The following is a 14,046-nucleotide window of genomic DNA, read 5'->3' on the forward strand; positions in this document are numbered from 1 at the left end:
TGGTGCCCCTGGAGGGATTCGAACCCCCAACCGTTTCCTTAGGACGGAACTGCTCTTCCGTTGAGCTACAGAGGCTGACCTGTGAAGTTTAGCCGTATCCGTCGCCACGCGGCGCAGGTTATGGAAGCTGGCGCACGTTCTATCGTGCGCCCGCTTCCACAGGGTGCGCCCCAAGACTCGCGGCAGTGACGGGACGGCCGCGGCAGGGGTGGCGGTTACGTCGGCGGGTACAGGAAGAGCGGAACCTCACTGGGCGAGACCGTGCGCGTGTGGTACGCGTGGCTGCTGTTCCAGTTGTATTCCTCGAGCATGACCGAACCGTCGCTGTTGATCGACTGCACGTAGGCGACGTGGTTGTAGTTGAACCACGCGACCGCGCCGACGACGGGCGTGTCCCCTGTGGCCCAGCCGTGACCGGCCCACGCGCTGGCCCAGTTGCTCGCGTTGCCGCCGCTGGGCGTGAGGCTGCTCCAGGTGTAGCTCCACGGGGAGCCGGTCGACCCGGCGTCGCGGTTGAGCCGCCAGGCAACGAAGTCCACGCACTCGCGGTAGTAGTAACCGAGGGGCGACAGTCCGCCGCCCTGGTCGTCGGTCGCCTGGTCGAACCAGGGGTAGTCGTCGCCCTTGGCCCGAACCGTGTAGACGGCGAAGTCCGCCGAGGCCGATCGGTTCGTGGACGCCGCGGCCTCTTCGGCCTGCTTCGCGGCGAGCGCGTCGGCGTCTCGCTGGGCGAGTTCCTCGGACGTGGTGGCCGTGAAGCCGTCACGGGCAACGGTGATGGCGGCGGCGCCACTGGCGACCGTGACACCCTGCGTCTCACCGGCAACTCGGGTTGAGGTGGATGCGACGTCGCCGGCAGGCGAGAACGCGTAGGCCGGCAGGCCGGCGGTGAGGAACATCCCCGGGATGGCGAGGAGGGTCACCGCGATCTTCAGTGGGCGGCGGACTCGCGACGTGCGAACCGGACGACTGGCGGCAGCCCGGTGCGCCTGCGGTGGCACCGGATTGAGTCGACCGGGCCGCGCGACCAGCGATGCGACATCGACGGCCACGGTCTCGGCCGGCGGCAGCGCGACCGTGGCCGAGGCCACGGCAGGACCGTCCGTGTTCACCGGTGTGCTCACGGTGGCGTCGGCCTGAGCCTCGGCAGCCTCTCGCTGGGCCCGCAATTCGCGGCGCGAGGGAACGGAAATCGGGGTCTCTGGCGAGCCAGGAGTGCCGGGTACGCCGGAGTAAGGCAAGAGAAGATCCTCTGTGGCACCGAGATCGGGGATCGGCGCCTCCCCAACACTAGGGGAACGGAACGGGGAAGTCACCCTCCCGCGTTACATTTCCGTTACATCCGTCACATTCACAGATCAGGCGGCCGGCGCCAGGAATTCGTCCCACTGTGGCAACGGACGTTCGGCCCCGCGAACCACCCAGGTGGTGCCGGCCGGCAGCCCCGGATGGAACAGGAGGTTCCACCCCATCTCGGCCGGCGTGCGGTCGCTTTTGAGGTTGTTGCAGCGCAGACAGCAGGCCACGAGATTGTCCCAGGTGTCCCGGCCCCCGCGAGACCGCGGCAGCACGTGGTCGATGGTGCTCGCCGACGTGCCGCAGTACCCGCAGCGGTGCTCGTCCCGGCGCAGCACCCCGCGCCGGCTGACCGGCATGGCTCGGGACCGCGGGATGCGCACATAGCGCGTGAGCAGGATGACGCTCGGCCGGTCCCAGGAACCGGAGGCGGCACAGACCGGATGCCCCTGGTCGGCCTGCACGATCGTCGCTTTGTGATTCATGACCAGCACGAGTGCCCGTTTGAAGGACACCACGGCGAGGGGTTCGTACCCCGCGTTGAGGACCAGTGTGCGCATGCGTTCCCTTTCGAAAAGGGCTGGACGGCTTCCAGCCATTCGAACTACGACGGCCGGCAAGGAAGGAGCGCACAGGGAACAAAAAAGGGCGTCGTCACAATGACAACGCCCCACAGGCCACGCAGCGTCCACGACACGCGCAACTCAGATTTGCTCGACTGATCCGCCGCAACGCGAAGCGGCCGCGCACATCCATGGTGTGGATCGTGCGCCGCTCGCGCATTGGCTCTCCCGAAAACTCGCAGAACATCAGAGCAACAGGTTAACCCAGATTCGGTGCCCCGCGCAGCGTGGGGCACCGAATCAGGCGGGTGTTACGAAACGTTCACAATCGGGTCATCCTGACTCAGATGCCCAGGCGAACGATGGTGTACGAGCTGGTCCAGATCGGCTGCACGCGCACCGACGCCCCCTCATACGGTGCGTGCAGGATGTTTCCGTTGCCCGCGTAGAACCCGTCGTGACCGTCCATGATGACCAGGTCTCCCGGCTGCGCCTCGGACACGGGGATCTGGGTACCCGCGGCACCCTGCCCGGTCGAGGAGTGCGGCAGCGAGATGCCGAACTGCGCGTAGACGTACATGACGAATCCGGAGCAGTCGAAGCCGGCCGGGGTGGCACCGCCGTAGACATACGGAACGCCCTCGTATTGCAGGGCGACACCGTAGACGGATGCGAGGTCGAAACTCGGGTACGCGGGCGCGGCCAGGAAGTCGGCCGTCGACGGGCCGGTATAAGAGGCGGCGTACGTCGTCATCGCGGCAGCGGCCGCCTGCCGACGCTCCTCTGCGGCAACGGCCTCCGCGGCGACGACGGCCGCCGCAGCAGCCGCAGCAGCAGCCGCCAGCTCCTCGGGTGTGGTGGCAGTGAACCCATCCCGGGCGACGCTGACGGTCGCCGCCTGGGCTGCGACCTGCACGGACTGCGCTCCCGACTCGGTCAGCTGGGTCGTGGCCGTGGCCGAGTGCTGGTCTTCGGTGGGGGCGAACGCGTAGGCGGGGATGGCCATGGTCGTGACCAGTCCGCCGGCGAGGGTCATGAAGACCACGTTCGCCAGGGCGCCGCGGCGCCGGGGCCGTCGGGTGGAATGAGGTGGGGACGCTCGGTAGTGGCTGAGCTCCGCGTGCTGCGTGTCGATTGTGGTGGATGCCGAGTTCGGGGCTCGACGGGACAGTTTGTTTCCTGATGCAGCCAAAGTGTTTACCTCCGGCACCTCGACAACGCTAGGGAGTTGCCCCGTCCACTGCGCTCATGGCGTGAGTGACACCGGAACAAGAGACGGGAGTGAAAGGCGTCTTGATCCGGGCCCGACGGCCGGAATCTGACCTGTGGGACGTTTCCAAACTATGTGACGGTCAGCCGTTTGTCACTCGAAACGAGATTTTCCCTAACATATTGATAACGAAACCACGGTCGGCTCGTGCAGTCGGGAGGCGCAATCTAGGCGGATGTCGACGGTGTGGCCACGAAGATGTGGCCGGCCACGTCGCCCGGCAATTCCAGCCCGTCAACGAAGCCGTTGACCTGGACTCGCACATAGGACCCGACCGCGGAGAACACCCCGGTGGCGCCCGGGATCACCCCTGCGCCCTTCAGCTGGGCGAGCAGCTCAGGGTCGACCTGCACCGGCTCGCCCAGGCGGCGTACGACGGCGGTGACCGGTGCGTCTGCGCCGGCGACGAGGTCGACGAGGCTGGTGACCCCGGCCATGAAAGCCATGGCCGGCGAGTCGCCGAGCTCATCGAGCCCCGGGATCGGGTTCCCGTACGGCGACTCGGTGGGGTGACCGAGAATTTCGAGAATCTTGCGCTCGACGCGCTCGCTCATCACATGCTCCCAGCGGCATGCTTCGTCATGCACGAACTCCCACTCGAGGCCGATCACGTCGCTGAGCAGGCGTTCAGCCAGCCGGTGCTTGCGCATGACATGCACCGCTTTGCTGCGCCCGTCCACGGTCAACTCGAGGTGGCGGTCACCGGAGACGACCACCAGGCCGTCCCGTTCCATCCGCGCCACCGTCTGGGAGACCGTGGGCCCGGAGTGCCCGAGGCGCTCGGAGATGCGCGCACGAAGGGGCACGATGTCCTCCTCTTCGAGGTCCAGGATCGTGCGGAGGTACATTTCGGTGGTGTCGATCAGATCCGTCATGTCCAGCTTTCCTCTCGGCTCTCCACGTACTGCCCAACCTTATCGCCGTGACAGCGGCCATTAGAATCGCCGTATGTCGAACCTGATAATTCCCCCGGAACTTCTGCCCATAGATGGACGATTCGGCTGCGGCCCTTCGAAAGTCCGTCAAGAACAGCTCGATCACCTCATTAAGTTCGGTACGAGCATCATTGGCACCTCCCATCGCCAAGCACCCGTTAAGAATCTGGTCGGGCGCGTGCGCACCGGCCTCGCGGATCTGCTCCGCGCACCTGAAGGCTATGAAGTCATCATCGGCAACGGCGGGTCCACCGCGTTCTGGGATGCGGCCGCTTTCTCTCTTATTCTCCGACGCAGCCAGAACCTCGTCTTCGGCGAGTTCGGCGGCAAGTTCGCCGCCGCCGCCGCCGCTCCCTTCCTCGAAGCGCCCGATGTGGTCAAGGCTCCGGCCGGTTCGCGCAGCGAGTTCGTCGTGACGGAAGGCGTCGACGTCTACGCCTGGCCTCAGAACGAGACCTCGACGGGCGTCATGGCCCCGGTCACCCGGGTGGTCGCCGACCCCGGCGCCCTCACCGTGATCGACGCCACCAGTGCCGCGGCCGGGATCGACTACGAGGCTGACCAGGCGGATGTCTATTACTTCGCCCCGCAGAAGAACCTCGCCTCCGACGGCGGGTTGTGGATGGCCCTCTTCTCCCCCGCCGCGATCGAGCGCGTGGAGCAGATCGCCGCGAGCGGCCGTTACATTCCGGAGTTCCTCAGCCTGAAGAACGCGATCGACAATTCGCGCCTCAACCAGACCCTGAACACGCCGGCCGTTGCCACCCTTCTGCTGATCGAGAACCAGCTGGACTGGATCAACGAGAACGGCGGCCTGGCCTGGGCGTCCGCTCGTACCCGTGAATCGTCATCCGTTCTTTACGACTGGGCCGAGAGCGTCTCGTTCGCGACGCCCTACGTCGTCAACCCGGAACACCGGTCTCAGGTGGTCGCGACGATCGACTTCGACGACGCGATCGATGCTGCCGCGGTGGCCAAGACACTGCGCGCCAATGGGATCTCCGACACCGAGCCGTACCGCAAGCTCGGCCGCAACCAGTTGCGGGTGGCCACGTTCACCGCAATCGAACCCGACGACGTGCGCCAGCTGGTCGCGTCCATCGAGTTCGTGGTGCAGAACCTGGGCAAGTAGCTCGCATGCGGTTCTGGCTGAAAGACAGTGAGCGTCGGCCAGACCCGCTGCCGGCTCGAACGGATGCCCGCAAGGCTTTCCTTGCGGGCTCCGCCGCCTGGCTCGTGGCGCTTGTTCTCGCGGTCGTCTTCCGCGGCGAACTCGCCGCCGCGGGAGTGGGCTGGTGGCTCTGGGCTGCCCTCATCGGCCTGGGCCTCGGCGTGGCCGGCCTGGCCTGGGTGACCCTCCGGCGCCGCTAGGCCTCCGCCGAGTCGATCCCGTCGAGCGTGTCGTCGTCGTCGTTGAAGTCGTCGTCCTCGAGAGCGAGGGGGTCGCTGTCCGACTCGTCGTCGTCATCATCAGACTCGTCGTCGTCGTCATCATCATCATCGGACTCGTCGTCGTCGTCAGACTCGTCGTCGTCGTCGTCGTCAGACTCGTCGTCATCGTCGTCGGACTCGTCGTCGTCATCGTCGTCAACGTCCAGGGCTTCCGCCGCGGCCACGGCCGCCGCCAGCTCCTGCGCGGTGCGGTAATCGGCCAGACGGTCAGACCAGGGCACCCATTCGGGCGCGATCAGCGCGTCGTCGCCCGGGGTGAGCTCGGCTTCGAGCACAGTGGGCTCGGCATCGCCGACGCGGGCCAGGGTCACCGTCCAGCGCCATCCGGGGTACCCCGTCAGGTTGCAATCGAAGAGCAGCGAGAGCAGCTGTTCACCTTCGACGATGTGGCCGAGGGGCTCGCCGACGGTGTCGGCGGGCGTGATTTCGAGGAGCGCGGCGCGCGCCTGGTCGACGGCGGCCAGCAGGCGCTGATCAGCTATCGCCTCACGCATCGAGTTCCTCCGCGACCTTGCGCAGCATGGCCGCGATCTTGTGACTGTGGGCGCTGTCGGGGTAGCGGCCGCGGCGCAGGCTCGCCCCGATGCCGTCGAGCACCTTCACCAGGTCCTCGATGATGATGGCCATGTCGTCAGCCGGCTTGCGGCTGAGTTTGACCAGGCTCGGTGGCGCCTCGAGGATGCGAACGGACAGTGCCTGGGCGCCCCGTTTGCCGTCGGCGATGCCGAATTCAAGCTTCGTTCCCGCCTTGACCGAAACGCCGGCGGGCAGTGCAGAAGCGTGGAGAAAGACCTCATGGCCCTCATCTGACGTGATGAAGCCGAAACCCTTCTCCTCGTCGTAGAACTTGACCTTGCCGGTGGGCATCTGGACCTCGCTGCATTCCGGGCACGCGGAATACGCGCCGACCACACCCAGCCTATTCGGTCCTACCGGTTCCCGCCCCGTATCCTTGAGTCTGTGACCAATCAAACTCCACACGCCGCGAGCCGGCTCGAACGCATCCTTGCTTACATGGTTGCGGGTGTGGTGGGTGCGTCCATCCTCGCGTTCTTCGCCGTCATCATCGGCACGGCAGTCGGCGCAGGGGCGGACAACGGTTTCGGCCAGGGGGTCTGGCCGGCGGTGCTTGCTTTGCCGCTGTTTGGATTGCCTCTCGGATTCGTGCTGATCATCGTCCTCATGGTGATGACCGGCATGCGTCGCGCTCGTGAGGCACGACAGAATAAGGAGTAGCAATGCTCACTCTCGCTTCGCGCCTTCGGGCGCTGGATGACGCAGCGCTGCGTCGCACGATCGACCTCCGCGCAGTCTCGGCGACGGGCATCCGTGATTTCTTCGACCTGGCCGAGGCTCTCCTCGAGCCTGATGCAATCCAGCGGGTGCTGGCGCGGCTCGACCGGGCCACGCTGGCGGTCCTCGCGGTCGCCGGTGAGTCCAGTCAGGGCACGGATGCCGCGCCCTCCCTGTTCGATCTCGCCGAACGCCTCTCCGCGCTGGCGGGCTCCCCCGTGGATGTGGCCGAGGTGGCCGGTCGAGCGGCCGAGCTCGACGCGCTCATGCTGGCGCGCCTGGCCGACGGACGCTTCAGCCCGTATTCCGCGGTGACCGTGCAACTGCTGTCCTGGCCGGAACTCGGCCTGCCGAACGCGCTGGAGCTGGCGTCCACGCCGGCGCCCGCCGCGTTGGCCAGCGTCGACAACACCGACGCCCGGTTCACCGACCGGCTCGCGGCCGAGCGCGCCTTCGCCGCAGTGTCGTCGATCGCCGAACTGGTCACCGAACTCGCCCGCGAACCGGCCCGCGAGCTCAGCAGAGGCGGACTGGGCCTTCCCGACACCAAACGCCTCGCCGCCGTGATGGGCGTGGACCTCGAAGCCGTGCCCTCCGTCGTGGCCACGGCGGCGCGCGCGGAACTGATCGCGCACTCCGAGGGCTACTGGAATGAGACGGAGACGGGCGAGGCCTGGCTGCTCGAAAGCACCGCCCGCCGATGGGCGACCCTCGCCGAAGCCTGGCACTCGGCCCTGCCCCCGGATGTGCGCGGAATCCTCGCCCACCGGCCCGGCGTGTCCTGGGGTGACGTACTCCGCAGCTTCGTGGCGTGGCTCTACCCGGCCGGCGGCCAATGGATGGATGACCGGGTCACCGAGTTCGCCGATGACGCGGAACTGATCGGCGTCACCGCCCACCAGACCACGAGCACGGCCGGAGCCGCGGTGCTGGCCGGCGACCTCGAAGGCGCCGTCGCCACGATGTCGGCCTCACTGCCGGCCACCGGTGGCGCCGTCTACCTGCAGAACGACCTCTCGATCGTGTCCCCCGGCCCGCTCGCCCCCTCGATCGACACCCGCCTCCGCGGGCTCGCCGACGTCGAGAGCCGGGAACTCGCCCTCAGCTACCGCATCACCGCCACCTCCGTGAACCGGGCCCTGGCCGCCGGGGAGAGCGCGGAGTCCCTGCTGGAGTTCCTGCGCACGGTGTCGCTGACCGGCATCCCGCAGCCGGTCGACTACCTGATCCGGGAGTCCGCCGGTCGCTACGGGCGGGTGCGCGTCGGCCCGGCCGACAAGGCGGATGCCCCGGCCCAGTCATATGTGCAGTCCGACGACGCCGCCCTGCTGAGCACCATCGCCGTGGACCAGACCCTCGCCTCCCTCGGGCTGATCGCCGCCGAGGGCAGCCGGCTGACCAGCCGGTTCAGCTCCGATGTGGTGTTCTGGGCGCTGAGCGACGCCCGCTACCCCGTCGCAGCCGAAGGCGCCGATCACGAGATCGTGCACCTGCGCCGGCACCAGCTGGCCCGGGTCGTGCCGGTCGACGCGCCCGACCCGGCCATCGCTCTGGTCGAGAAGTTGCGGGCCGCCGATGGCGGAGAGGGCCAGGCCGCGGATGCCTGGCTCGCCCGCCAGCTCGACTCGGCCATCAAGGCGAAACAGACCGTCGTCGTCAGCATCGCGATGCCCGGCGGCGTCGTGGTCGACTACCTCCTCGAACCGGCCAGCGTGGGCGGCGGACGCTTCCGGGCCCGGGACCGCCGTGCCGACATCGAGCGCACCCTTCCCCTGTCCAGCATCATCAGCATCACGCCGGCTCCGTAAGCGGTGCGAGGCTTCACGACGACCGGGCGTAGGATTGACGGCTATGTCTGATGGCCCACTGATCGTCCAAAGTGACCGCACGGTTCTGCTCGAAGTCGCGCACCCTCTCGCCGAGGATGCGCGCCACGATCTGGCCGTTTTCGCCGAGTTGGAGCGTGCCCCCGAGCACATCCACACCTACCGGATCACCCGGCTCGGCCTGTGGAATGCCCGCGCCGCCGGGCATGACGCGTCCAACATGCTGGCCACGCTCGAGAAGTACTCGAAATTCGCGATCCCGCAGACCGTCAGCGTGGACATCACCGAGACGGTCGGCCGCTACGGTCGACTCGTGATCGAGCGCGACGCCGAAGGTCAGCTCATCCTGCAGAGCAACGATGAGGCCGTGCTCACCGAGATCGCCGGCGCACGGCGCATCGCCCCCCTCCTGATCGGGCATCCGTCACCGGATTCGTTCCTGGTCGAGCCGTGGGCCCGCGGCCAGCTCAAGCAGGAACTGGTGAAACTCGGCTGGCCCGCCGAGGACCTCGCCGGGTACACGCCGGGCACGCCGCATCCGATCGCCCTCAAGGAAGACGGCTGGGCCCTCCGGGACTACCAGAACAAGGCGGTCTCCAGTTTCTTCGACGGCGGTTCCGGCGTGGTCGTGCTGCCCTGTGGGGCCGGCAAGACCCTGGTCGGCGCGGGGGCCATGGCCACTGCCAAGACCAACACGCTCATCCTCGTCACCAACACCGTCTCGGCCCGCCAGTGGCGCGACGAGCTGCTCAAGCGAACGACGCTCACGCCGGACGAGATCGGCGAGTACTCCGGCCAGGTCAAGGAGGTCAAGCCGGTCACGATCGCCACGTACCAGATTCTCACCGCGAAGCGGAAGGGCGAGTACGCGCACCTGGAACTTCTCGACGCGATGGACTGGGGGCTGGTGATCTACGACGAGGTGCATCTGCTGCCGGCGCCCGTGTTCAAGCTCACCGCGGAGCTGCAGGCCCGCCGTCGCCTCGGGCTCACCGCCACCCTGGTGCGCGAGGACGGCCGCGAGGGCGACGTCTTCAGCCTGATCGGTCCCAAGCGGTTCGACGCTCCGTGGAAGGAAATCGAGGCCCAGGGCTTCATCTCCCCGGCCTCCTGCTACGAGGTGCGGATCGACCTGCCGCAATCCGAGCGTCTCAGCTACGCCGCCGCCGCCGATGACGAACGCTACCGAATGGCCGCGACCGCTCCCGCCAAGCTCGACGTCGTGAAGCGGTTGGTGGCCAAACATCCCGGCGAACGCATCCTCGTGATCGGCCAGTACCTCGACCAGATCGACGAGCTCGCCGACGCCCTCAACGCTCCCAAGCTCACGGGCGCGACCCCGGTCGATGAACGCGAACGCCTCTACCAGGCGTTCCGAATCGGTGAGGAGAACCTGCTCGTCGTGTCGAAGGTCGCCAACTTCTCGGTCGACCTGCCGGAGGCGACCGTCGCCATCCAGGTGTCGGGTTCGTTCGGCTCGCGCCAGGAGGAGGCTCAGCGTCTGGGACGCCTGCTGCGCCCCAAGGAGTCCGGCCTGTCCGCGAATTTCTACACGCTCGTGGCCCGCGACACCGTCGACCAGGACTTCGCCCAGAACCGCCAGCGGTTCCTCGCCGAGCAGGGCTACTCCTACACGATCCTCGATTCCCAGAACCTCGACGCGCAGACCGTAGCCGTCTAGCCCCGTCACGCACGGGCCGGTGACGGGGCGTGCGTCAGGAGGCGACGCGGCGGGCGTAGCGCAGGAAGAGCATGTCTCCGTCGGTCAGCACGTGCAGCAGGGTCATCGTCCGGGTGGCGCCGGCTGCGCCCGAGGCGATCCGCCCGGCCGGGCCTCCCTCGAGCACCGGGCTGACGGTCAGGCACAGCTCGTCGACGCAGCCGGCCTCGATCAGTGCGCCGAACAGGTGCGGCCCGCCCTCGCAGAGCACCTGCACCAGGCCGCGATCGGCCAGCGCCGCCACCATTCGATGCGGGTCCACGGCATCCTCCCCGCAGACCACCACGTCGGCCACCTCGGCCAGGTCGCGGCGACGCTGCGGCGGGGACGCTGCGTGCGTCAGCACGAGTGGGCGCACCGCGGCGTCGGCGAAGAGCGGATGCGACGGGTCGAGGTCCAGCCGCGAGGACACCACCGCGACCGGCGGCTGGGCGCCGAGTCCGGCGGCAACCCGCCAGGCCGCATCCGCAGGCTCGAGGCGGATGCCGCCGTACCCTTCGGCGCGCACCGTGCCCGCCCCGACCACGATCACGTCGGCCAGCATCCGCAGGGTGTCGAAGACGAGCTTGTCGTCGGCGTTCCCGAGCCCGCCGCTCACCCCCGCCCGGGTGGCCGCGCCGTCGAGGCTCGCGATGAAATTCACCCGCAGGTGCGGCACGCTCCGGTCGGGCACCGAATAGCGGCTGAGCAGCTCGTCACGATCCAGCATCGTCAGGCCAGGTTGTGGCGCAGGTACGCCGGTTCACGGAAGCCCAGCATCGCCTCGGTCATCCGCACGGCGTCGACCGCGGCGCTCACATTGTGCATCCGCACGATCCGGGCTCCCTGCACGATGCTGAACACGGCGGCGGCGAGCGATCCCTCCACCCGGTCCCCGCGTTCGCGGTTCAGCGTCTCCCCGATGAAGTCCTTGTTCGACACCGCGACGAGTGTCGGGTAGCCGAGCGCAGTGATCTCGGCGAGCCTCCGCGTCAGCTCGAGCGAATGGCGGGTGTTCTTGTTGAGGTCGTGTCCCGGGTCGACGATGATGCGGGATGCCGGCACGCCGCGTCCGAGCGCCAGCTGGACCCGTTCCCGCAGGAACGCCCCGACCTCGTCCACGACGTCACCGTAGGCCGGCGCCGGCCAGGGCGTCCGCGGCGGCGCGAGACTGTGGGTGATCACGAGGGTGGCGTCGCTGTCGGCGACGACGTCGGCCATGGCCGGATCGTGCACCCCCGTCGTGTCGTTGATCACGTGGGCGCCGGCCGCCAGGCTCGCCCGTGCCACGGCCGGATGAAACGTGTCGACGGAGATGACGACGCCTGAACCGCGGAGTGCCTCGATCACCGGCACGACCCGGTCGATCTCCTCCTCGATCGGGATCGCCGGGCCGGGCGCGAATTTCGCACCGCCGATGTCGACCCAGTCGGCTCCGTCGGAGATCGCGCGCCGGGCAGCGTTCACGGCCTGATCGAGGGCGAAGGTCGCACCCTTGTCGTAGAACGAGTCCGGCGTGCGGTTGACGATGGCCATCACGGCGACTTCGCGGGAGAAATCGAACATCCGCCCGCCGATCAGTCGTTTCGGATGGATCAGCTCAGGCAGCGACGGGCCGGGCCGGGTGATCGCGTTGTCCATGTCAGGTCCTTCAATCGGGTGCACCGGCGAGTAGTTCGTCGAGTGCAATGCTCTCATCCGCGAGCCGGGACGCGTCGACCCGAACCCCGGTCCGGATGAAGCGCTGCACGGTCTCGTTGACGTTCCACACGTTCACGTTCAGGCCTGCGACGACCTGCCCGTCGGCCACCCAGAAGGCCATGAACTCCCGGCCGGCCCGGTCGCCGCGGAACACCACCTCGGCATCCCGCGCCCGGCTGCGGTACCCCGAGTATTCCATCCCGAGATCGAACTGGTCGGTGTAGAAGTACGGAATGGCGTCGTAACTGATCGCCTGATCGAGCATGGACCGCCCGGCGGCCGCGCCGGCCCGCTCGGCGTTGTCCCAGTGTTCGATGCGCAGGTTATGCCGGAGCGCCGGGTGGAAGACGGATGCGACGTCGCCCACCGCGTAGACGTCCGGGTCGATCGACCTGAACGCCGCGTCGACGACGATGCCGTCGTCGACCGCCAGGCCTGCGTCCCGGGCCAGCTCCGTGTTCGGCACGGCACCGATGCCCACCACGACAACGTCGGCCGGAACGATCTCACCGGTGCTGAGCACCACACCCGTGACCCGGCCCGACGCCCCGGTGAGGTCCACGGGGCGGGTGCCCATCCGCAGTTCGACACCGTTCACGCGGTGCAACTCGGCGAACACGGATCCGACCTCGGCGCCGACCACGGCCGCCAGGGGCGTGCTCTCCCGGCCGAGGACCGTGACGGCGTTCCCGTACCCCCGGGCGGCCGCAGCGACCTCCAGGCCGATCCAGCCTGCTCCGATGATCACCACCTGCCGAGTACCTGCCTCGACGTCGGCCCGCAGCGCCTGCGACTCGCCGACCGTGCGCAGATGGTGCACACCGTCCAGTGCGGCACCCGGGCCGGGGAAGCGCCGGGACGACGCGCCGGTGGCCAGGAGCAGCTTGTCGTAGCGCACCGACCGGCCCTCCCCCAGGTTCACCTCGTGGGTGTCGAGGGCCAGGCCGGTCACCCGGTTGCCCAGCCGCACATCGATGCCGCGGTCCCGATACCACTCGGCCGGGTGCACGTCGATCGTGTCCCGGGCGGACGTCCCGGCCAGGTAATCCTTGGACAGGGGCGGTCGCGCATACGGGAACTCGTTCTCCCCGGCGAGCAGAACGATGCCGCCGTCAAACCCTTCGGAACGGATGGCCTCAGCCGCCCGGGCGCCGGCCAGGCCGGCGCCCACGATCACAAAGGTAGGAACGCGCATCCTGGTCTCCCAACGCCGCCGCGGCCTGATTCGCCCACCAATCTACCCACCTCGGCACGCACCGGTCCTTTTCAGTGAACTTCCAGCTAACGCGCAGATACTAGGGTCATGACTGACGGCCCCCGCATCCTTATTGTCGACGACGAGCCCAACATCCGGGACCTCCTCACCACCAGCCTTCGCTTCGCCGGTTTCGCCGTTCGCGCCGTCGGCAACGGCGCCCAGGCGATCTCCGCCGTGCTCGAGGAAGAACCCGACCTCATCATCCTCGATGTCATGCTGCCCGACATGAACGGCTTCGGGGTGACCAAACGCCTGCGGTCGGCGGGCTACACCGCCCCCATCCTCTTCCTCACGGCGAAAGACGACACGGAAGACAAGATCACCGGCCTGACGGTCGGCGGTGACGACTACGTCACCAAGCCGTTCAGCCTGGACGAGATCGTCGCCCGGATCAAGGCAATCCTGCGCCGTACCATGCACGCCGACGAAGACGCCGTCATCCGGGCCGGCGAACTCACCATGGATCAGGACACCCATGAGGTCCTCGTCGGCGAGGCACCCATCGAACTCAGCCCCACCGAATTCAAGCTGCTCCGCTATCTGATGCTGAACCCGAACCGGGTGTTGTCCAAGGCCCAGATCCTGGACCACGTGTGGGAGTACGACTTCAACGGGGACGCCGGCATCGTGGAGTCCTACATCTCCTACCTCCGCCGCAAGGTGGACGCGCACTCGACAGAACCCCTGATCCAGACGAAGCGCGGCTTCGGCTACATGCTCAAGGCCGCCAAGGCTTAGTCTCAGGCAGCGCCC

The 14,046-nt window shown here is 68.0% G+C and carries 15 protein-coding genes and 1 tRNA gene; 6 read left to right on the top strand and 10 right to left on the bottom strand.

Annotation, left to right across the window (positions count from 1 at the left end):
* The 5 genes from E3T49_RS07400 to E3T49_RS07420 form a co-directional block, all read right to left on the bottom strand.
* A tRNA-Arg gene (locus tag E3T49_RS07400) sits at nt 1-75 on the bottom strand.
* A 140-nt stretch (nt 76-215) separates the two neighbouring features.
* Complete coding sequence (locus tag E3T49_RS07405) at nt 216-1,241, bottom strand: CHAP domain-containing protein (protein WP_134424328.1); 1,026 nt, start codon at nt 1,239-1,241, stop codon at nt 216-218.
* Nucleotides 1,242-1,358: 117 nt separating this feature from the next.
* The gene (locus E3T49_RS07410; protein WP_134424329.1) at nt 1,359-1,856 is read right to left on the bottom strand and encodes an HNH endonuclease; all 498 of its coding nucleotides are present in this window, start codon (nt 1,854-1,856) and stop codon (nt 1,359-1,361) included.
* Between the two features lie 346 nt (nt 1,857-2,202).
* A complete protein-coding gene (locus E3T49_RS16360; RefSeq protein ID WP_198414232.1) occupies nt 2,203-3,051 on the bottom strand; it encodes a C40 family peptidase in 849 nt (282 codons plus the stop codon).
* A gap of 245 nt (nt 3,052-3,296) precedes the next feature.
* Nucleotides 3,297-4,004 (bottom strand): iron-dependent transcriptional repressor DtxR, encoded by a 708-nt coding sequence (locus tag E3T49_RS07420; RefSeq protein WP_134424330.1) that lies wholly within the window; start codon nt 4,002-4,004, stop codon nt 3,297-3,299.
* Between the two features lie 73 nt (nt 4,005-4,077).
* On the opposite strand from E3T49_RS07420, the gene serC reads away from it, so the two are divergent.
* Both serC and E3T49_RS07430 read left to right on the top strand, forming a co-directional pair.
* Entirely contained in the window at nt 4,078-5,196 is a 1,119-nt protein-coding gene (gene serC / locus E3T49_RS07425; RefSeq protein WP_134424331.1) for a phosphoserine transaminase, read from the top strand.
* 5 nt (nt 5,197-5,201) lie between these two features.
* Complete coding sequence (locus E3T49_RS07430; protein ID WP_134424332.1) at nt 5,202-5,435, top strand: DUF2530 domain-containing protein; 234 nt, start codon at nt 5,202-5,204, stop codon at nt 5,433-5,435.
* On the opposite strand, the gene E3T49_RS07435 is transcribed toward E3T49_RS07430, so the two are convergent.
* Together E3T49_RS07435 and E3T49_RS07440 are read right to left on the bottom strand one after the other, a co-directional pair.
* Nucleotides 5,432-6,010: a DUF3027 domain-containing protein gene (locus tag E3T49_RS07435; RefSeq protein WP_134424333.1), complete on the bottom strand. Its 579-nt coding sequence runs from the start codon at nt 6,008-6,010 to the stop codon at nt 5,432-5,434. The two genes, E3T49_RS07430 and E3T49_RS07435, sit on opposite strands and share 4 nt — an antisense overlap.
* Entirely contained in the window at nt 6,003-6,383 is a 381-nt protein-coding gene (locus tag E3T49_RS07440; RefSeq protein WP_134424334.1) for a cold-shock protein, read from the bottom strand. Before E3T49_RS07440 ends, E3T49_RS07435 begins: the two co-directional genes overlap by 8 nt.
* A 93-nt stretch (nt 6,384-6,476) precedes the next feature.
* Here E3T49_RS07440 and E3T49_RS07445 point away from each other — a divergent pair, with 93 nt between their 5' ends.
* From E3T49_RS07445 to E3T49_RS07455, 3 genes are read left to right on the top strand one after another with little or no spacing between them, the layout of a single operon-like run.
* Nucleotides 6,477-6,752 carry a hypothetical protein gene (locus E3T49_RS07445; protein WP_134424335.1) on the top strand — a complete coding sequence of 92 codons (276 nt, stop codon included), beginning with the start codon at nt 6,477-6,479 and terminating at the stop codon, nt 6,750-6,752.
* Nucleotides 6,753-6,754: 2 nt separating this feature from the next.
* Nucleotides 6,755-8,617, top strand: coding sequence for a helicase-associated domain-containing protein (locus E3T49_RS07450; RefSeq protein WP_134424336.1), 1,863 nt, complete (start codon nt 6,755-6,757; stop codon nt 8,615-8,617).
* Between the two features lie 43 nt (nt 8,618-8,660).
* Nucleotides 8,661-10,316, top strand: a complete 1,656-nt coding sequence (locus E3T49_RS07455; RefSeq protein ID WP_134424337.1) for a DNA repair helicase XPB — start codon at nt 8,661-8,663, stop codon at nt 10,314-10,316.
* Between the two features lie 34 nt (nt 10,317-10,350).
* Here the strand turns inward: E3T49_RS07455 and E3T49_RS07460 are convergent, their stop codons facing one another.
* The 3 genes from E3T49_RS07460 to E3T49_RS07470 are packed head-to-tail and all read right to left on the bottom strand — an operon-like array spanning nt 10,351 to nt 13,230.
* On the bottom strand, nt 10,351-11,064 hold the full coding sequence (locus tag E3T49_RS07460; protein ID WP_134424338.1) for a pyrimidine reductase family protein: 714 nt from the start codon (nt 11,062-11,064) through the stop codon (nt 10,351-10,353).
* A gap of 2 nt (nt 11,065-11,066) precedes the next feature.
* Nucleotides 11,067-11,975, bottom strand: a complete 909-nt coding sequence (gene folP, locus E3T49_RS07465; RefSeq protein ID WP_134424339.1) for a dihydropteroate synthase — start codon at nt 11,973-11,975, stop codon at nt 11,067-11,069.
* 10 nt (nt 11,976-11,985) lie between these two features.
* A complete protein-coding gene (locus tag E3T49_RS07470) occupies nt 11,986-13,230 on the bottom strand; it encodes an NAD(P)/FAD-dependent oxidoreductase (protein ID WP_134424340.1) in 1,245 nt (414 codons plus the stop codon).
* 108 nt (nt 13,231-13,338) lie between these two features.
* Between E3T49_RS07470 and E3T49_RS07475 the strand changes: the two genes are divergently transcribed.
* Nucleotides 13,339-14,031 carry a response regulator transcription factor gene (locus E3T49_RS07475; protein ID WP_134369100.1) on the top strand — a complete coding sequence of 231 codons (693 nt, stop codon included), beginning with the start codon at nt 13,339-13,341 and terminating at the stop codon, nt 14,029-14,031.
* The last annotated feature ends 15 nt before the right edge of the window (nt 14,032-14,046 follow it).

The sequence above is a fragment of the Cryobacterium cryoconiti genome, assembly GCF_004403065.1.
In the GTDB taxonomy this organism is placed as follows: Bacteria; Actinomycetota; Actinomycetes; order Actinomycetales; family Microbacteriaceae; genus Cryobacterium; species Cryobacterium cryoconiti.

Bases quoted from the DNA above. Each gene is read 5' to 3' on its own strand.
- serC (WP_134424331.1), top strand. From the start codon at position 4,078: ATGTCGAACCTGATAATTCCCCCGGAACTTCTGCCCATAGATGGACGA.
- E3T49_RS07455 (WP_134424337.1), top strand. From the start codon at position 8,661: ATGTCTGATGGCCCACTGATCGTCCAAAGTGACCGCACGGTTCTGCTC.
- E3T49_RS07475 (WP_134369100.1), top strand. From the start codon at position 13,339: ATGACTGACGGCCCCCGCATCCTTATTGTCGACGACGAGCCCAACATC.
- E3T49_RS07410 (WP_134424329.1), bottom strand. From the start codon at position 1,856: ATGCGCACACTGGTCCTCAACGCGGGGTACGAACCCCTCGCCGTGGTG.
- E3T49_RS07435 (WP_134424333.1), bottom strand. From the start codon at position 6,010: ATGCGTGAGGCGATAGCTGATCAGCGCCTGCTGGCCGCCGTCGACCAG.
- E3T49_RS07470 (WP_134424340.1), bottom strand. From the start codon at position 13,230: ATGCGCGTTCCTACCTTTGTGATCGTGGGCGCCGGCCTGGCCGGCGCC.
- E3T49_RS07440 (WP_134424334.1), bottom strand. From the start codon at position 6,383: ATGCCCACCGGCAAGGTCAAGTTCTACGACGAGGAGAAGGGTTTCGGC.
- folP (WP_134424339.1), bottom strand. From the start codon at position 11,975: ATGGACAACGCGATCACCCGGCCCGGCCCGTCGCTGCCTGAGCTGATC.
- E3T49_RS07450 (WP_134424336.1), top strand. From the start codon at position 6,755: ATGCTCACTCTCGCTTCGCGCCTTCGGGCGCTGGATGACGCAGCGCTG.
- E3T49_RS07430 (WP_134424332.1), top strand. From the start codon at position 5,202: ATGCGGTTCTGGCTGAAAGACAGTGAGCGTCGGCCAGACCCGCTGCCG.
- E3T49_RS07420 (WP_134424330.1), bottom strand. From the start codon at position 4,004: ATGACGGATCTGATCGACACCACCGAAATGTACCTCCGCACGATCCTG.
- E3T49_RS07460 (WP_134424338.1), bottom strand. From the start codon at position 11,064: ATGCTGGATCGTGACGAGCTGCTCAGCCGCTATTCGGTGCCCGACCGG.